We start from the raw sequence: 18220 nt of genomic DNA on the forward strand, positions 1-18220 counted from the left end.
GCAGATATCGAGCTGATCAAGGTTGTTGGTGTGCATGGGCCCGTCTTTGCCACCTACATCATTATTGATGATATGTAATTTTACCTATCACCAATAGTGATAAACAAACTAGCAGGATGCTAGTGGTTAAGCACTTATAACGGGAATATGAAAAAACGCAGTTATCGAACTGCGTTTTTTTTGCGTATAATTCGCTATAATCCCACTATTGGAATATTGACATGCCTGCTATTGATGATCTCGTTCTTTTTACTCAAGTGATTGATCATGGTTCATTCAGTAAAGTTGCTGAACTAAATAACATCACCAAATCTGTTGTCAGTAAACGTATCAGTAAACTCGAAACCAGCTTAGGGTTACAACTTATTTACCGTACTACTCGTAAGCTGACGCTAACTGAACCGGGTGAAGTACTTTATCATCGAGCAAAGAGTATCAGTAATATAGCGCAAACTGCTTTTGACTCAGTAACAGGTTATAGTGAAGCGCTATCAGGCAAAATTCGCATGTCAGTCCCCACTATTTCAGGTGAATTAGTACTGGCTAATGCTGTCTCTACATTTTGTCAAAAACACCCAGGCTTAACGGTTGATATGTCACTTAACAATCATTTTGTTGATCTGGTTGCTAATAATTATGATCTGGTGATCCGTACGGGTTATCTAGAAGATTCAAGCCTTATTGCACGTCATATTTTTAATTCACGTTGGGTTATCTGTGCTTCACCAGCTTATTTGGAACAACATGGTATACCTGAAACACCTAAAGCATTAAATAGCCATAATTGCTTAGGTTATAACCCTCAAAGCTCAGGTCCTTTTGACTGGCAATTTATTCGTCAAAATAAAATCTATACCCATAAAGTCAGTGGTAACTTTTCATCAGATAATGCCGCATCATTGAAAAAAGTCGCACTAGCCGGTAACGGAATTGCCTACTTACCTACCTGTTTAGTTTATAACGAATTACAACAAGGCCAATTGATTGAAGTTTTAGCCTCACATGCTGGAAAAGTCGTCGGTATTTATGCGGTCTATCCCTACACTCGAAAACCAGCCAAACGTATTCAGGCACTGATTGAACATATTCGAGAAAGTTATATGGAAATTAAAGAACAATTTTAACCATCGATTAATTTCATCAATAAATGCCCATCATAAAGAGCTTGTTTTACCAATGCTGCACCAGGCATCGTAGCTTGAGTATAAAAGCGGCTTTCTTGAAGTTCGAGATCACGATTATAAATAGGCAATGTTTGAGAAATAACACACTCCATTATCGCGGGGTATAACACCGATTTAGCACGATTTAATTCACCACCAATTAAAATACGCTGAGGATTAAATAAGTTCACCATAATCGCTATTGCTTGGCCGAGGTGATGCCCCAGATCGATAATAATTTGACGAGCAAGAGAATCGCCCGCGACCGCTGCATCACAAAGTGCCTCAATAGTCAGAGTTGATGCCGTTAATACCGATGGGTGCCCTTCTTGTAAACGGGTTAAGGTTTGATCTAAAACGGCAGTTAAGCTTGCTACCGTTTCTAAACAACCATGATTACCGCAAAAACAGCGCTTACCATAAGGTTTAACCTGAATATGACCCAGCTCACCAATATTACCAGTACGGCCTTGCAGCACCGTATCATCTAAAATAATGCCGGCCCCTACACCATTGTGCACAGAGACTAGAATCGAGTTTGAAATACCACGTGAATTACCAAACAACTTTTCGGCTAACGCCCATGAACGAGTATCATTACCAACAAATACAGGTAATCCTGTTGCTTGATGAATAATATCGCTTAACGGTAGGTCTTTGATAGTGTAATGCGGCATTTGTAAAACAATACCATCAGCTGCATTCACTAATCCAGGCAGCGAAATTGCAATGGCTGAAATACGATCAAGTGCACTGACATGATTGGCAAAAAATGTATTAATTTCTGTTAATAATTTGATGACAACATCATCTTGCTCAACTTGATTAATATTTTGACGTTCTTCCACTAAAATATCACCACTCAATGAGTGTAAAGCGATCGTTAAATAACCACGTCCTAATCGAATCGACAAAAATTGCCAACCTTCATTAGCCGGAACAAGTCCTATCGCAGGTCGTCCACGACTGGTAGATTCTTGATATTGTGTTTCTTTTATTAAATGTGCTTCAATTAATTCACGCGTAATCTTAGTAATACTAGCTGGCGCTAATTGACTACGTTTAGATAATTCAATCCGCGAAATAGGTCCGTACAGATCAATAAGTTTATATACGCTCCCGGCATTATTTCTTTTTATATGATCAATATGACCTGGCTGAGCGACATACATGTCGATACTCCTAGAGGAAAAACAGCGATAAATATCATTCGATTTTCAATTTTTTTACTTTGCGAAGTAATTGTGAAGTCTCTTGTACTCAGGACGTGACAGCCGTCACGAGGAATCCCTAAAGACTTCCGCTTTCGCTTCTGACATAATGATAAATCGGCATTTCGCCAAGTATAAATTCAATGAGTAAATTTAATCTCCTCCGTGCTTTTGCTAAACGTCATTCACTGGTAGCAGCTAGATTATGATATCCAAAAGTAGCGATAAGAGAAGTATGAGGTTCTGCGTGTACAAAATTAATGAAGTCTTCGAAACGATTCAAGGTGAAGGTGTATTCACTGGTGTTCCTGCTATTTTTGTTCGTTTACAAGTCTGCCCTGTTGGTTGCTCATGGTGTGACACCAAACAGACATGGACAGCTGAAACTGAAGATTTAGTCAGCGTTGAACGTATCATGATTAAAACAGAAGATTCTCCACTTTGGACCCAACTCGATGCGAATGGCATCGTTAATCTATTAGTTGATCAAGGCTATACCGCCAAACATGTGGTGATCACCGGTGGAGAACCATGTATTTATGATCTACGTCCACTAACAACGGCTTTAGAAAAAGCGGGCTTTAACTGCCAAATTGAAACCAGTGGTACTTCAGAAATATTAACCAGTGACCAGACGTGGGTAACGGTATCACCTAAAATCAATATGAAAGCAAAATTGCCGGTATTATCTTCGGCGTTAGCACGTGCAAATGAGATCAAACATCCCGTTGGCACTCATAAAGACATAGAACAATTAGAGACTTTATTAGCGCCAGTAACATTGCGTACTGATGTCACAATAGCACTTCAACCCATCAGTCAAAAACCACGAGCAACAGAACTCTGCATTTCAACATGCATCGCGCGTAATTGGCGTTTATCGATCCAAACCCATAAATATTTAGCGATTGCTTAATCCTCAGCACTTACATCTCATGCTATAGCATCAAAGAATAACAATGCAATGATAAGAGAGTATTTGCTTATCATTGCTAAAATGATCATTTCTTAACCAACCTTCTGTGTAAAATCCCACTTTCCCACATCAATTTATCAATCTAATGAGATCAATGCTTGATGCTTGACGTAAGAAAGGTAATATTACTTATACAACGATATCTTTAAGCACGTAATACTTTAATTCCAAAGTGAAGTGCCTAAACGGAGAATAACTTAAACATGACTTACGCGCCTGTAACAGACGTATTAAGCGGCAAACTAGCTATAGACAGTGAAGTCACTGTTCGCGGTTGGGTTCGCTCACGTCGTGATTCCAAAGCTGGAATTTCTTTCCTTGCCATTTATGACGGCTCTTGTTTCGACCCGATTCAGGCCGTGGTCTCTAATGAGTTAAATAATTACCAGGAAGAAGTTCTTAAATTAACAACTGGTTGCTCTGTTGAAGTCACAGGTACAATTGTTGCCTCTCCTGCTAAAGGTCAAGATTTCGAATTAGCAGCAACAGCCGTTAAAGTTGTTGGCTGGGTAGAAGATGCAGAAACATACCCAATGGCTAAAACACGTCACTCTATTGAGTATTTACGTGAAGTTGCACACCTACGCCCACGTACTAACGTAATTGGTGCAGTTGCACGTGTTCGTAACTGCCTGTCTCAAGCTATTCACCGTTTCTACCATGAGCAAGGCTTCATTTGGATGTCTGCACCACTTATCACAGCGTCTGACTGTGAAGGTGCTGGTGAAATGTTCCGTGTGTCTACGCTAGATATGGCAAACCTACCAATGACAGACAAAGGCGAAGTGGATTTTGACAAAGACTTCTTTGGCAAAGAAACATTTCTGACTGTATCTGGTCAATTAAATGCTGAAACTTATGCCTGCGCACTAAGCAAAGTATACACATTTGGTCCAACTTTCCGTGCTGAAAACTCAAACACTAGTCGTCACCTAGCTGAATTCTGGATGGTTGAGCCTGAAGTAGCTTTTGCTGATCTAAATGATGTAGCAAAACTAGCTGAAGATATGCTGAAATATGTATTTAAATCAGTACTTGAAGAGCGTCGTGACGATCTTGAATTCTTTGCTTCTCGCATTGATAAAGACGTTATCACTCGTCTAGAGCAATTTGTAACGTCTGATTTTGCACAAGTAGACTACACTGATGCAATCAAGATCCTTCAAGATTCTGGCCGTCAGTTTGAGAACGATGTTGAGTGGGGCATTGATATGTCTTCTGAGCACGAGCGTTTCCTTGCTGAGCAGCACTTCAAAGCACCAGTAATTGTGAAGAACTATCCAAAAGACATCAAAGCGTTCTACATGCGCATGAACGAAGATGGAAAAACGGTTGCAGCAATGGATGTACTTGCACCTGGTATCGGTGAAATCATCGGTGGTTCACAGCGTGAAGAGCGCTTAGAACAACTTGATGCACGTATGATTGAAATGGGTCTAAATCCTGAAAGTATGGGTTGGTACCGTGATTTACGTCGTTATGGTTCAGTACCACACTCAGGTTTTGGTCTAGGCTTTGAACGCCTAGTATCTTACGTAACGGGCATGAGCAATATCCGTGACGTAATTCCATTCCCACGTACACCACGTTCTGCAAACTTCTAAATACCCAGTGTAATTAATCGAAAAAACCATCTTCGGATGGTTTTTTCTTTAAATTCAGAATAAATACAGTCCGGACAAGTAATATTTATGCTTAATTCCTGATAATAACTTATAAGGATTGTATTGATGAGAAAAATGGATTAAATTCACTTAGATAATTCATAAAAAGAATACATATAACTAAGTCTCTCATGATCATGAAAAAAAAACATAAGGATACTAATAAGCGCCCCATTCTCGTATTGAAAACTTTTTCCTTATTTTTTTTCGCATTCTCCAGTTTTTATCTTATTTATAATATTTATCATCTTGAAAAATTTAGCCAACATTATATTGCAAAAATTCAAGACGTATATTCATATACTCGTCGTTTTGGTTCCTATTACAATAATACCCCAGAGGTATACAAATCTGAGAATCATTATAAAACAAATAATGTTTCATTAATTGTTAATACTGCAAGTAAAGTCAAGACCCTCTCTAGTGGCATAGAAAAATTACGTTCACAATTAAATAGACTTACCAATAATAATATATGGACTATTGCCGTATTTGAAAATCCAGCTGATTACGCCCATTTTGATCCCATCAGACCCGAATATTTAACTCAGTTTGATAAATATGGTGAAAATTCAGTCATGCACCGTATAATTCAACGAGAAGGCCTCGCTAATACTTATCAATCATTTTACGGGTGTAATCTCAAACTAACCGAAACCTATACTGAAACCGATTCAAAGACTAAAATTAGAACCCTTTACTACCCTATCTATAACAATAAACATCTTGATGCATTAGTTGCAATTGATATAAAAAATAATATTCTTACTAAATGCTTGCAACGTTATAATGCAAGTTATTTAACCGTACTCAACTCTAATAAAAAAGGTAATATATATAAAATAAAAGAATTATTACCTTGCTCACAATTAAATCCAATCCATATTGGTATTAATTTATTTTCTATTTTAAAAATGGCTTTTTTCCCTACTTTAATATTAAGCTTTTTATCTAACTATCTCCAGATCTATCTTATCAGAAAAAGACATGCTATTCAGCGTGATCATATGACTGAATTTTATCGTCGTGATTATTATGAAAAAAAATTATTAAAACAACGAGCTATTAATCTATTAATTATAGACATAGACTATTTTAAAAAAATAAATGATACCTATGGCCATGAAATGGGCGATGATGTAATACGTCATATCGCAAAACGTATTAGTAACTGTATAAGTAAGAAAGATATTCCCATTCGTTGGGGAGGGGAAGAATTTATTATTTACTTCCCTGAAATGCACCGCCAACAGTTATACTTTAAAGCAAAAAAAATATGTCAATCGATTGCATCAACACCCATATTAGGACTTAACATTACGGTATCAATTGGTGGTATATCACATAAAAACATACACTTTAACGATGCTTATAAAGCAGCAGATAAAGCGCTCTATCAGTCAAAAAATAATGGAAGAAATCAGTATACTATTATCTAAAAACTAACATAAAACAAAAGGATAGATGTCAGTTCACTGACTGCAAAATACCCATAAGGAATATATTATATTTAATAAAAATAACTTATGGTAACGATATATATGTTTCACTTTAATCAGTAACAGGAATATATAAAATGCAGTGTCACATTCTAATATCTATGGATAGTAATGACTATAACTGTAAATAGTTTTTTAAAAAAAACATTAATTCACTTAAAGCTTTTTACTTTATTCTTCATGATCTGTTCTAGTACATATTTTATTTATAATATATACAATATTGAAAAACTACAAAATATGTATATTACTACATTAAATAATGTTTATTCTGTTGCTCGCCGATTTGGGTCATTTTATAATAATACGGAGACTGTTGCCTTAAATAAAGGAACATACGTTTTTAATGGTGTCTCTGTTGTCGTCAAGACAGCAACCAATGCTAAGATATTATCGACGGGAATCACCAAATTACGTTCAAAAATCAATCAACTGACTAATAATAATATATGGACAGTGGCGGTTTTTGAAACCGCATCAGATTATTCACACTTTGATCCTCTGAGACCTGCTTATTTAAAAGGCTATGATAAAACAGCTATTAATACTATCGTTAAAAATGAAGACTTGATGGATACTTATCGTTAATTTTATGGCTGCAATATCAAGTTAACAGATATATATAAAGAGCCAGGAACTAATAAAATAATTCGTACTATTTATTATCCAATCTATAATAATAAAAAATTGGATTCTCTTTTAGCAATAGATATTAATAACTCTGCTTTTAAAAACACCCTAACTAAATTTAATAATAACAAGATGACAATTATTAGCATGGAGAATAATAATATTTACCGCACAAGTGAATTATTACCATGCTCAACAGTTGATCCGATTAACTTGGGAATCAATTTCTATACTCTTTTAAAAGCCACTTTTTTACCCTCTCTTTTATTAATGATTTTATATCATTCATTAACACAAGTAATTGCGAAGAAAAAATTCATTTTACGCTACGACCAAATGACCCGATTTTATCGCCGTGACTACTATGAAAGTAAATTAATTAATCAGAAAAACTTTAATTTATTGATTATCGACATTGATCACTTCAAAAATGTAAATGACACCTATGGCCATGAAATTGGAGATGAAGTTATTCGCACTGTCACTAAACGTATTAATAATTGTATCCGTAAACAAGATATTGCAATTCGTTGGGGAGGGGAAGAATTTATATTATTGTTTCCAAAGATGAATAAAGAACAACTAACAATAAAAGCCCAGAAGATATGTGACTCAATTTCTTGGTGTCCAATATTAGATATAAATATTACGATTTCTATTGGTGGAATTAGTACAAGTGATATACATTTTAATGAGGCCTATAAAGCAGCAGATCAGGCGCTTTATCATTCTAAAAACAATGGCCGTAATCAAGCTACCATTGTTTAGATAACAATTAAATTGATTCTATACAAAATAGCCCATAGTTGTTGGGCTAAAGATCATAGGCGTGCAATAACAAAACATAATTATAAATTCATAAATTTGTTACACCCTCTTGTCAAACTTCTATCACTAAGGGTATAAATAGGGTCATAACTCTTTAACTACCCATGGATGATCGATATGTTTGAAAAGATTACAGCAGCACCCGCAGACCCTATTCTCGGTTTAACAGATGAATTTAAAGCTGATCCTAGAACACATAAAATTAACCTCGGCGTGGGTATTTATAAAAATGAAGCAGGCAATACGCCTGTTTTAGCTACAGTAAAAAAAGCAGAAGCGATTCTATTAGCACAAGAAACAACAAAATCTTATTTAGGCATTCCAGGCACCCCTGAATATGGCTTAGCAGTACAGCAACTACTCTTTGGTGCAGATTCTACACTTATTGCAGAAAAACGAGTTCAAACAGCACAAGCACCAGGCGGTACTGGAGCATTACGCGTTGCAGCTGAATTTATTAAACGTCAGTTAGGGGATGTTACGGTTTGGATCAGTAATCCTACATGGGCAAACCATCACGGTGTCTTTGGTGCAGCAGGTCTAGAAACGAACACGTACAGTTACTATAACGCACAAACAAAAGATATCGATTTTGATGCCATGATTGTTGATTTAAACCAAGCAAATCCAGGCGATGTCGTTTTATTCCACGGCTGTTGCCATAACCCAACAGGTATAGATCCAACTAATCAGCAATGGCAAACACTGGCTAAGCTCTGCCTAGAGAAACAATTACTGCCAATGTTTGACTTTGCTTACCAAGGCTTTGCTCAAGGTGTTGAAGAAGATGCACAAGGGCTGCGTATCTTTGCCGATCAAATGCCAGAACTCCTCGTAGCTAGCTCATTCTCTAAAAACTTTGGCCTTTATAATGAGCGTGTAGGTGCATTTACTTTAGTTGCAAAAAACGCTGAACAAGCAGTGACTTCATTCAGCCAAGTAAAATCTATTGCACGTGTTATTTACTCTAATCCCCCCGCTCACGGCGCAGCTATTGTGACCCAGATTTTAAACGATGCTGTATTACGTACTGAATGGGAACAAGAAGTTACAGAAATGCGCGATCGTATTCAAGAAATGCGCGTATTATTTGTAGCAACACTAAAACAATGCGGTGTTGATACCGACTTTAGCTTCATTGAGCGTCAAAATGGTATGTTCTCATTTTCAGGCCTTAATAAAGACCAAGTAAATCGCCTCAAAGAAGAGTTTGCTATCTATATTGTAGGCTCTGGCCGTATCAGTGTTGCAGGCATGACAACATCAAATATGTTACCGCTATGCCAAGGTATTGCTGCCGTTTTGTAATGTATAAAAAATAAACTATACCCATAAAAAAAGAGGATAATTATCCTCTTTTTTTACTATTATATGATAGAAATATTATTAGCCTGATTTATTCAATGGTAATACATTACAATAAAGATCATGTTCATAATGCTTCTCTAATTGCTTACGCCAAGGCCGTTCTGATATTGGTACAAGATAAAACATTTCTCTTGTGGTATCTGTTACAAACGCCATTCCATGCCGCATCACTTCATAATGTATATCATGAATATAACCGAGAGAAAAACTTTGCCTCCCTGTTAACATATTAATATCTTCGCGACTAAGGGATACTCCCTGTGTTTCATCTGCAAATCGTTCAAGTAGCCAACCAGAAAATTCCTTTGCACTTATCATTGTCATAAGATCAGTTTCTCCGAATTCTGCGTACTCCTTGAGAATTACTCTCCTTGTTTATAGTTATAGCAGAGTAAAAAAAAAGTGTCGGTTTTATGTCTTAAAGATAATAATAGTATAGACAATAGTTGTGATAAGGGGATAAAAGAGGAGGAAAATCATAATCAAACGAAGAAATCCCCGCTTCTTAAAGAGAAGCGGGATTAGCATCTCTTAAAGTGCCTTATATAACACTTTATTCCCTGCCAATTGGATGCGCTCAACTAACCCTTCTTCTGTTAGTTTTTTTAACGCACCAGTAGCCCAAGAAGCCGCTTTAGCCTCATCTTGACCCGCTTGTAAACCAATCCCCTTTGGATTTAAACCGTCAGTGTGGCTTACAACAATATCTAATACTTGTTGTTGCTTAGGTGTCAGCGTTGCAATTGGCTTAGACACAGTCGTTGGCTTAGAAATAATAGCTTCAGTGACGACTTCCGTATCAATAACTAATTCAACTTCTGGCATCTTTTGAACTGCTAAGACTGTATTACTTAAAAGAGGTTTCTGTTTATGCAGTTTACGTTGAACATTACGTTTGTGAGAAATTCTCATTACTTCTTTACTCCGTTACACTACTTTTCAATCTCCACTATTTTCATCGAGAAAAAGTGAGCGCGTTTTATACCAAGGTTATGTAACAATTACCAGTAAACGGTTATTTATCCGCCGATAAATATAAACACTCACAAACGAACATCAAATAATTGCGAATTTGGACGCATTTTTAGTAAAAGTGTGCATCATTTTCATCGGAATTCTTTTTTAGACAAATACATCTATAATATATATTTGATCGCGATAATAACATCATCATCGTCGTTTGAATGGTTTAGGAGGCTGTGATGGAAACGCTTCATATTCATACGGAAAAACTAACCACAAAACATTTTATCTGGATAACAATAATATTTACCACTCTCACTTTTGCTTTATTAAGTTATTTTAATACTCAATTACCAACAATAAGCCTCTTGATGATCGCTATATCATTTGGGTGTATTTTGCTATTTACTGCCACCTTCTTCAATCCATCGACCATGAGTTTCACATTGACCTTTATGCATTGCCAATTTCATAGCCACTATGGGGGTTGGTCAACAACATGGCATAATATTCAACATATAGGGAACGTGACACTGTCATCAGATGGATGGCATCTTCCCTTACCTTGGATTGGCATTCGTTTAAAAAGTTATGATGATTTTATTCGTACTATCTGCCCACGCGTTACATCTAGACTGTTACTAGAACAACGTATTTTACTGGTCATGGAACTTAAGCACAGCGCTCACCCAACCCATCAACTTGAAGATATATTATTTGATGATGATCCATTTATAACCAGTAGCGGTGAACAATTTCAAGGACTTCAAGCAATGCTTGCCAATCGAATGCGTTATAATCGAGAATTACTAGGGTTTGATTTTTTTATTGCAGATGATGTGCTTGATCGCCCAGTAAACGATTTTATTGGCCTATTACGTCGCTATAAAGCTGCCGCTTAATTTCATGATGAAACAACAGTAGTAACCTTTTGAGCTTTAAGGAAAGGCAATAACAACAACCCAATGAATGCCGCAGCGACGGAAATAACAACAAAAAAGCCTGTCCAATGATAATGATTCATAATAATAGCCAATGGATACCCCGCTAATGCAGCTCCCATATAGGCAAATAAGCCAACAAAACCTGTTGCTGCGCCGACTGAATCTTTATGAGAACACTCTGCGGCAGCCATACCAATTAGCATTTGCGGACCAAAAACAAAAAAGCCAATTGCAAAAAAACAGCCTGCTTGCAAACTATAATTAGTGACAGGCATTAACCACAACGCAGCAACCGCCAAAAAGATGCCCATAGAAAAAAGCAGGATCATTGGACCACGGTTACCACCAAATAATTTATCTGAGCCCCACCCACCCACCAGTGATCCTAACAACCCACCCACTTCAAAAAGTGATAACGCTCCATTTGCAGACAGCAAACTATAATGATGTTGTTCCGTCAGATAAATATTACCCCAGTCATTGATCGCTGTTCGAACGATATAAACCAGCACATAACTTACCGCGAGTAGCCACAAATACTTATTGGTTAAGACATACTTAAATAAAACTTGTCGTTGGGTAAGGCCAATGCCTTCATTTTCTTGGGCAACTTCTAAATAATCATTACGCCATAAACCAACACTAGGTAGCCCCATCGCCGTCGGTTTATTTCGTAAACGCCAACAGAGGCCAATACCAATCACAATAGCAATAATACCTGGAATAAAAAAACCGTAGCGCCAGCCATAATGCATGGTTAAAAAACCCACCAGCAATGGAATAAATGCTCCACCAACATTATGTGCAGTATTCCAACATGACCACCATAAGCCACGTTCAGAGCGTGAATACCACGTTGTTAATAACTTAGAACAAGCGGGCCACCCCCACCCTTGAAACCATGCATTCGCTATCCACAATAACGTAAACGCAACGACTGAGCTGGAGAAACCAAAACAGATATTTATAATACCCGTCGCAATTAACCCTATTCCCATAAAATAACGAGGGTTAGAGCGGTCTGATATCATGCCTGAAATAAATTTTGAACAGCCATACGTCAGATAGAATAACGTACCCATCATACCAATATCGGCTTTATCCCAGCCTAAATCAGCAATCATGGTTGGCATAGCATAAGTGAAATTTTTACGGGTTAAATAAAATCCCGCATAACCAATATACATGCTGATCATGATATGCAGCCGCCAATATTTATAGCGTTGATCAACGGTTGAATCTAATAATACGGTCATGTGGTACCTGATTATATAAAGGAGTTAAAAATTATCATTATGTTAAAGGTAAGATGATGACTAATGTCGTCCCCGTATCTGTAATTTGTTTTTGTGGGGTATTTTCTTGGAAACTATCACGGTGATGGCTGACTATCGAACACTGCCCCCCTAGAATTTCAACCCGCTCACGAATGCCTCGAAGACCGAAGCCTTTAAAAGCATCTTCGGCTTTAAATCCAACCCCGTTATCTTCAATTTGTAATCTAATTTGTTGATCAATTTGTAATTCAATAATAACTTCTGTGGCATGTGAATATTTAGCAATATTATTCAATGCTTCTTGGCAGATACGGTATAGCGTTACACTTGTCGTATCACACAATGGTGGCTGATGACGCCCCCATGCCATAGCAACCTCAATCCCTTTGTCTTCTAGTTTCAAGTCACACACAACTTGCTCTACAGCTTTAGCTAAACCAAGATCATCTAATGTTTTTGGACGTAACCGTGATAATAAGCCTTTGGTTGTGTCATAAATATTAAGCGATAATTGCTCAATGGTCGACGAGCATTGCTGAGTAACCGGCGTTAACTCCACCCGTTTCAAAATGCTGGCTTGCATTCTGATCGCGGTAATATTTTGACCTATTTCATCATGTAATTCTCTAGCCACATCTCGTCGAACAGACTCTTCTGTCTTAATTAATTGACGCGATAAAACCTGATTTCGACCTAGCTCTGATGATAATTTGGTATTAAGATCTCGTTGCCGTTGAATACCAAGACCTAAAAGAATTCCCGTTAAACTTTGTGCAGAGAGTGATAATAATAAATCTGTAATTTCCATATTACTGACATCACTTCGAGCCGCAATTAACGCAATACTATTGAGCAATGTTCCAAGTAATGCACCTTGCCACCCATGGCGAAAGGCAAGCACAATAATAGGTATGGCTAAGCAAAAAGGGGCAAAACGACTAAGTTCATCAGGCAAATTTACTTGTAATAATATATTAGCAATAAAAAGTAAGGCATATAAACACAGATCACGGTGACGTAATTCTAATGGCTTAGAAATGAGAGCGACGGTAAGTGGAATCCATGACCGATTAAACAAGAAACTCCATAATAAATAACACGTAGGCACTAGCATTAATCCGCCAGTGACGCAGATTAGAAAGATCATACCCATTGGTGATAGCGGTAGTTGAACGATGGAGCGAAATCCCATCACCATAACAACATTAATCACTGCAGTAGAGACAATAACCGCCGCCATAATGAATAACTGCCGCCATTGATCGCCATAATAATAACGGCGAGCAAACGACAATACGGGCCATGATAAAATACTTGCAATTAAAATTGGCCACCATGGTAAATCATTCAGTGCTTTTGCTAATAATAATATTAGCCCCCATTCAGTGCCATAAATGACAATCCAATAGCGGCTAGCGGTATGTAGTGTTATTCCTAATCTCAATGCGAAAGGAAAAAATAGAATGGCTAAAGCTGGATCAACAAGAAAATAAAAAGCAATAACCCACAAGCAAAACCAGCTACAAATAAAAAATAATCCCCCGCCTAATGACGTCAGTACATAATGACGCATTACAATATTTCTAGCGGAAAATATTTAACTAACTCAACATTATTATTCACATTAAGTTTGTCCATTGCATTCGCACGATGCACATGAACAGTTTTATGGCTTAACCCTAATTCAACTGCAACGGCTTTAACATCTAATCCAGCAGCCAACATTTCACTGATTTGGCGCTCACGTTTGGTTAAACATGCAATAGATTGTTGGTAAGGATCTGTGGTTTCTAATTGCATTTCGATATCAGATGCTAAATAAGATTCGCCATTTGCAACTTTTCGTACTGCTTGAACAAGTTCATCAGGGCTACAGCGCTTACTTAGATACCCTTTTGCGCCCGTTGTTAATGCTTTATTTATCACTGTTGCTGAATCATGTACACTTAACATAATACAACCCGCACTATTGGCTAAATCTTCAAGCAAGGTTAAACCACTTTCATTTGGCATTGAAATATCAATAATACAGACATCAACAGCTTGCTTAGCTAAGCCATTACGCGCTTCTTGTGCCGAACTAAATTGGTTAATAACTTTCATATCTGGTTCTAACGATAATAATTGAGCAAAACCAGAACGGACAATGACATGATCATCAACTAAAGCGATTGTAATCATAACGAGACATACCCATAAGCATTAAAAAAACAACAAAAGAAGTCTTAATCGACATAAAGTACCGTTTGAAATAAATTCATGCAAGCTCTAGCCCATTAAATGTTTATTTGGTTTTGAAAAACGCAAAAACCACTGCCAATAAAATCACCAGTGGTTATTAAGTTAGTCTATCTGTACTGTGTAACTAACCGTCAAGTCATACAGTTGGTTTAATATAGTGGCATTTCGTCGGCTACGAACGGGTTAGTCACTCGCTCATGGCCAAAAGTAGAGAGAGGGCCATGACCAGGAACAAACGTTACGTCATTACCTAAAGGCCACAGCTTAGTTTTAATCGAAGTAATCAATGTTGGGTGATTACCTTGAGGGAAATCAGTACGACCGATACCCCCTTTAAATAATACGTCTCCGACAAATGCGACTTTCGCATTCGCACTGTAAAAAATTACATGCCCAGGCGTATGACCTGGAGTATGGAACACTTGTAACGTTTGATTACCAACAGTTACCATGTCGCCATCATTAAGCCATTGAGTTGGCGAAAATGCTTCTGTCATTGGAAGGCCAAACATTTCGCTTTGACGAGGTAAACCTTGTAGCCAAAATTCATCATCTTGTTGCGGACCAATCACCGGAACCTCAAGAATCTGAGAAAGAGGTTCTGCGCCACCCACATGATCTAAATGCCCATGGGTAAGTAATAATTGAGTAACATTAACACCCAATGCTGCCACTTCTTTTTGAAGTTGTTCAATATCACCACCGGGATCAATAATCGCAGCTTGATGTGTTTCATCACACCAGATAATAGAACAATTTTGTTGAAACGGTGTTACTGGTACTATTTTATATTGAAGACTCATTCATACTTCCTAAACGAAGACACTATTTAGCGAAGCATGCCACGAATATCCTTAAAAATACAGATGACACAACAATAAACTACCCTCTCCAATTACGGACGGGGCCAGTATCAATATGAACAAATTGACTATTTGGATAATAACCAACGCCACCAATGTTTAAATCTAACGCAGCCTTACGTATTTTAGCTAAAGGCACACCTTCAAGATTAAAATCAATAGCCTGCGCTTTCATATGATAGCTCTTCTTTGCAACACCACCACGTTTTGCTAGCATCTTATTGGTTTTAGATGAGCGATAACCTGAAAATAATTGCGCATAACCTTCATGACCAAGGTAAGATTGAATTTGTGCAATAGCATCATATAAACGACGATCTATACGAGCAATTTCATTTTGACGGAAATCACGGCAAAGATGATCTAAGCGTCGAACTTCTTTTCCCACATACGTTTTACCATTAAAGTACTTCGTTTCTAATTCTTCACCTGTATGCAAATTGCGCAATAACATTGTTCGAGGTGTTGTTGCTTGAAAAGAACTTGCTTGAGCAATATTAGGAAACATACATGCACCAACAGCGATTCCACTTAATGTTAAAAATTTACGGCGACTAATATCTAAATTTGACATAACTTACACAACCAAAAAAATAATGTTATCTATTGCTAAAGCAATTCATATACCAATGTTGCAAAACATTATCTTCAGTTAATTAAGCAGTCAAATACACAAGTCACATAATATCAAATTGATAAATCTATTTTTAAATATCATTAACTTACACGAAATTATTATTGTAAGAAGAAATTAATAGCACATTATTTGTTGTCATTAGTCATATTCATAAATATCAAAACGGTAATTGACCGCGCCTTCATCATTAACCCATGCCGTTTGATAAATAATTTCTACTGGAACTTTTTTACTTTTATTAAGTCTAACTGTGCGCGTTTTTTTACTTTTAGAAAATGTGTTAAATTGAGATTCATTTTTTCCTGAATATTGTAATAATGCCAAAGCCAATGATTTTGATTCCAGCACACGTACACAACCAGAGCTCAGTGCACGATCATGCTTATTAAATAATCCTGGGTATGATGTATCATGCAGGTAAATAGCTTGGTTATTGGGAATGTTAAATTTATATAAACCTAGCGCATTTTTTTTACCTGGTTTTTGGCGTAAGCGGTATGGGAATTTATTCGGCGAAAATAAATAATAAGGGATTGAATTTATATTTATTTTTTCAGAACTACTCCAACTACGAATAACTTCATAATTATGCCGTTTCAAATAACTCCGGCTACGCTTCACCTTCGGCAATATATCTTTCTTCATAATTGAATTAGGTACATTCCAATAAGGATTAAAGACCACAGAATTAACCACAGAGTTAAAAATTGGGGTTTGGCGCGATGGCTTACCAACAATCACTTTGCTGCTCATAACCCAACGACCATTCAGCCATAACTTCATATAATAGCTAGGAATATTCACTACAATACCCGTATAAAGGCTGGTCGACCACAACCGTAACCGTTGCGCATTTAACGCCAATAACCGTACACGTTGAGTTGGATTTAACGCTAACCATTTTTGAGTTTGCGGGCCAATAACACCGTCACGTTTTAAGCCATGCCTAGCTTGGAAGCGTTTTATCGCCAGCACCAGCATACCAGTATATAGTGATTTATACTGCTGCTGATAACGCTTAGCTTCAAGGGATGAAATATCACCTAATCGTTCAAGTACTGTAAGTAAACTAGGTATAAAGGTAATATTTTTCCCTGGATCAACCTTGCCATTAAACCTTAATACAGGCCAACGGAATGTATGTTGAGAATCCAATTTATTGATTGATGCGACTAATTGATTATATTCTAAAAGCTGTGGTTTTAAGCGAACAATAAATTGGTTAAAACGATGATTCTCATAATTATCAAGCATATTTTCAATAGCTACATGACTAGGTCGCGGTAGTGTTGAAGGAGCGGCTTCACCAAACAACCACAGTTTACCTTTACCATGTAACTGTTCAATAAAACTGATATATATTAATAAGGTATCTGTTGCTATAACATCATATTGTTGCCAATTTCTTTGTTGTTGTAATTGAATCAATAAATGGTATCTAGCGGTTAATTCTTTATTTGTTTCAGATAGACTAAGAATACGAAGTTGATCTATAAAATCATTGATTACTTGTTGGTCCTCCCAAAATTGACGAAATCCGGTTGATAAATATAATTCAACTAATATTGAAGAATATTTAAGACGTACTTTATTTGCATTAGCATCTGCAACCCATCGTTGGGCACTATTAAGCATATTTATCGGTTTATCGATAGTTACCAATGAGAATGATGTGTTATTTATATTTAACAAGGTATGTTCACGATTATCTCCAAGTGGTTGAGAATAGGCATATGGTACTTGTAAAGAAAAACAGATAAATACTAATATGACAATAGAAAAAGCATTCTTAATAGATATCATTAAATACCCCGATCCCCACGTTCAGCATGGAAGTAAAACTATACTCGATGATTAAATATAGAATAAAAACATATTCGCAAATCTTAGAAATACAAATATTATTCAACTTTTAGAATAACAATTTATTTTCATTGAAGATTAATTTTGATGCCT

At 36.8% G+C, this 18220-nt stretch carries 17 protein-coding genes and 1 pseudogene; 9 read left to right on the forward strand and 9 right to left on the reverse strand.

All coding sequences use genetic code 11. The features are described from left to right. Both Q0V26_RS00755 and Q0V26_RS00760 read left to right on the forward strand, forming a co-directional pair. Window positions 1–78 (forward strand): annotated as a pseudogene (locus Q0V26_RS00755) (lactate utilization protein C); the annotation flags it as partial. A gap of 143 nt (window positions 79–221) precedes the next feature. After that, entirely contained in the window at window positions 222–1124 is a 903-nt protein-coding gene (locus Q0V26_RS00760; protein WP_297474855.1) for a LysR family transcriptional regulator, read from the forward strand. Here Q0V26_RS00760 and Q0V26_RS00765 read toward each other — a convergent pair. Beyond that, the gene (locus Q0V26_RS00765) at window positions 1121–2335 is read right to left on the reverse strand and encodes an ROK family protein (protein WP_297474857.1); all 1215 of its coding nucleotides are present in this window, start codon (window positions 2333–2335) and stop codon (window positions 1121–1123) included. The genes Q0V26_RS00760 and Q0V26_RS00765 overlap by 4 nt on opposite strands. Window positions 2336–2609: 274 nt before the next feature. On the opposite strand from Q0V26_RS00765, the gene queE reads away from it, so the two are divergent. The 6 genes from queE (at window position 2610) to Q0V26_RS00795 (ending at window position 9279) form a co-directional block, all read left to right on the forward strand. Beyond that, window positions 2610–3290 carry a 7-carboxy-7-deazaguanine synthase QueE gene (gene queE / locus Q0V26_RS00770; RefSeq protein ID WP_162841595.1) on the forward strand — a complete coding sequence of 227 codons (681 nt, stop codon included), beginning with the start codon at window positions 2610–2612 and terminating at the stop codon, window positions 3288–3290. A gap of 263 nt (window positions 3291–3553) precedes the next feature. Beyond that, entirely contained in the window at window positions 3554–4954 is a 1401-nt protein-coding gene (gene asnS / locus Q0V26_RS00775; protein ID WP_080156639.1) for an asparagine--tRNA ligase, read from the forward strand. Between the two features lie 197 nt (window positions 4955–5151). Beyond that, on the forward strand, window positions 5152–6453 hold the full coding sequence (locus tag Q0V26_RS00780) for a GGDEF domain-containing protein (RefSeq protein WP_297474865.1): 1302 nt from the start codon (window positions 5152–5154) through the stop codon (window positions 6451–6453). Between the two features lie 171 nt (window positions 6454–6624). Continuing rightward, the gene (locus Q0V26_RS00785) at window positions 6625–7101 is read left to right on the forward strand and encodes a hypothetical protein (RefSeq protein WP_297474867.1); all 477 of its coding nucleotides are present in this window, start codon (window positions 6625–6627) and stop codon (window positions 7099–7101) included. A gap of 99 nt (window positions 7102–7200) precedes the next feature. Next, window positions 7201–7911 carry a GGDEF domain-containing protein gene (locus Q0V26_RS00790; protein WP_297474869.1) on the forward strand — a complete coding sequence of 237 codons (711 nt, stop codon included), beginning with the start codon at window positions 7201–7203 and terminating at the stop codon, window positions 7909–7911. A gap of 177 nt (window positions 7912–8088) precedes the next feature. Then, window positions 8089–9279, forward strand: a complete 1191-nt coding sequence (locus tag Q0V26_RS00795; RefSeq protein WP_363316445.1) for an amino acid aminotransferase — start codon at window positions 8089–8091, stop codon at window positions 9277–9279. A 78-nt stretch (window positions 9280–9357) separates the two neighbouring features. Here the strand turns inward: Q0V26_RS00795 and Q0V26_RS00800 are convergent, their stop codons facing one another. Together Q0V26_RS00800 and Q0V26_RS00805 are read right to left on the reverse strand one after the other, a co-directional pair. Further along, complete coding sequence (locus tag Q0V26_RS00800) at window positions 9358–9663, reverse strand: hypothetical protein (protein ID WP_080156643.1); 306 nt, start codon at window positions 9661–9663, stop codon at window positions 9358–9360. A gap of 207 nt (window positions 9664–9870) precedes the next feature. Beyond that, on the reverse strand, window positions 9871–10251 hold the full coding sequence (locus tag Q0V26_RS00805) for a MarR family transcriptional regulator (RefSeq protein ID WP_297474874.1): 381 nt from the start codon (window positions 10249–10251) through the stop codon (window positions 9871–9873). A 290-nt stretch (window positions 10252–10541) separates the two neighbouring features. Here Q0V26_RS00805 and Q0V26_RS00810 point away from each other — a divergent pair, with 290 nt between their 5' ends. Next, entirely contained in the window at window positions 10542–11204 is a 663-nt protein-coding gene (locus Q0V26_RS00810) for a DUF2982 domain-containing protein (RefSeq protein ID WP_297474876.1), read from the forward strand. A gap of 2 nt (window positions 11205–11206) precedes the next feature. Here the strand turns inward: Q0V26_RS00810 and uhpC are convergent, their stop codons facing one another. The 6 genes from uhpC to Q0V26_RS00840 all read right to left on the reverse strand — a co-directional run bounded on the left by uhpC (window position 11207) and on the right by Q0V26_RS00840 (window position 18067). After that, a complete protein-coding gene (uhpC, locus tag Q0V26_RS00815) occupies window positions 11207–12502 on the reverse strand; it encodes an MFS transporter family glucose-6-phosphate receptor UhpC (RefSeq protein ID WP_297474878.1) in 1296 nt (431 codons plus the stop codon). A 37-nt stretch (window positions 12503–12539) separates the two neighbouring features. Continuing rightward, window positions 12540–14096: a signal transduction histidine-protein kinase/phosphatase UhpB gene (uhpB, locus tag Q0V26_RS00820; RefSeq protein ID WP_297474880.1), complete on the reverse strand. Its 1557-nt coding sequence runs from the start codon at window positions 14094–14096 to the stop codon at window positions 12540–12542. Then, a complete protein-coding gene (locus Q0V26_RS00825) occupies window positions 14096–14704 on the reverse strand; it encodes a response regulator (RefSeq protein WP_297474882.1) in 609 nt (202 codons plus the stop codon). Before Q0V26_RS00825 ends, uhpB begins: the two co-directional genes overlap by 1 nt. Window positions 14705–14913: 209 nt before the next feature. Further along, window positions 14914–15567, reverse strand: coding sequence for an MBL fold metallo-hydrolase (locus Q0V26_RS00830; protein WP_297474884.1), 654 nt, complete (start codon window positions 15565–15567; stop codon window positions 14914–14916). 79 nt (window positions 15568–15646) lie between these two features. Then, window positions 15647–16201: a YcbK family protein gene (locus Q0V26_RS00835; protein WP_297474886.1), complete on the reverse strand. Its 555-nt coding sequence runs from the start codon at window positions 16199–16201 to the stop codon at window positions 15647–15649. Between the two features lie 201 nt (window positions 16202–16402). Then, on the reverse strand, window positions 16403–18067 hold the full coding sequence (locus Q0V26_RS00840; protein ID WP_297474889.1) for a L,D-transpeptidase family protein: 1665 nt from the start codon (window positions 18065–18067) through the stop codon (window positions 16403–16405). Window positions 18068–18220: the final 153 nt, after the last annotated feature.

Source organism: uncultured Photobacterium sp. (assembly GCF_947039875.1).
Taxonomy (GTDB): domain Bacteria; phylum Pseudomonadota; class Gammaproteobacteria; order Enterobacterales; family Vibrionaceae; genus Photobacterium.

Bases quoted from the DNA above. Each gene is read 5' to 3' on its own strand.
- uhpB (WP_297474880.1), bottom strand. From the start codon at position 14,096: ATGCGTCATTATGTACTGACGTCATTAGGCGGGGGATTATTTTTTATT.
- uhpC (WP_297474878.1), bottom strand. From the start codon at position 12,502: ATGACCGTATTATTAGATTCAACCGTTGATCAACGCTATAAATATTGG.
- Q0V26_RS00795 (WP_363316445.1), top strand. From the start codon at position 8,089: ATGTTTGAAAAGATTACAGCAGCACCCGCAGACCCTATTCTCGGTTTA.
- Q0V26_RS00785 (WP_297474867.1), top strand. From the start codon at position 6,625: ATGACTATAACTGTAAATAGTTTTTTAAAAAAAACATTAATTCACTTA.
- Q0V26_RS00800 (WP_080156643.1), bottom strand. From the start codon at position 9,663: ATGACAATGATAAGTGCAAAGGAATTTTCTGGTTGGCTACTTGAACGA.
- Q0V26_RS00780 (WP_297474865.1), top strand. From the start codon at position 5,152: ATGAAAAAAAAACATAAGGATACTAATAAGCGCCCCATTCTCGTATTG.
- queE (WP_162841595.1), top strand. From the start codon at position 2,610: ATGAGGTTCTGCGTGTACAAAATTAATGAAGTCTTCGAAACGATTCAA.
- Q0V26_RS00835 (WP_297474886.1), bottom strand. From the start codon at position 16,201: ATGTCAAATTTAGATATTAGTCGCCGTAAATTTTTAACATTAAGTGGA.
- Q0V26_RS00810 (WP_297474876.1), top strand. From the start codon at position 10,542: ATGGAAACGCTTCATATTCATACGGAAAAACTAACCACAAAACATTTT.
- Q0V26_RS00830 (WP_297474884.1), bottom strand. From the start codon at position 15,567: ATGAGTCTTCAATATAAAATAGTACCAGTAACACCGTTTCAACAAAAT.
- Q0V26_RS00805 (WP_297474874.1), bottom strand. From the start codon at position 10,251: ATGAGAATTTCTCACAAACGTAATGTTCAACGTAAACTGCATAAACAG.
- Q0V26_RS00760 (WP_297474855.1), top strand. From the start codon at position 222: ATGCCTGCTATTGATGATCTCGTTCTTTTTACTCAAGTGATTGATCAT.
- asnS (WP_080156639.1), top strand. From the start codon at position 3,554: ATGACTTACGCGCCTGTAACAGACGTATTAAGCGGCAAACTAGCTATA.
- Q0V26_RS00825 (WP_297474882.1), bottom strand. From the start codon at position 14,704: ATGATTACAATCGCTTTAGTTGATGATCATGTCATTGTCCGTTCTGGT.
- Q0V26_RS00840 (WP_297474889.1), bottom strand. From the start codon at position 18,067: ATGATATCTATTAAGAATGCTTTTTCTATTGTCATATTAGTATTTATC.
- Q0V26_RS00765 (WP_297474857.1), bottom strand. From the start codon at position 2,335: ATGTATGTCGCTCAGCCAGGTCATATTGATCATATAAAAAGAAATAAT.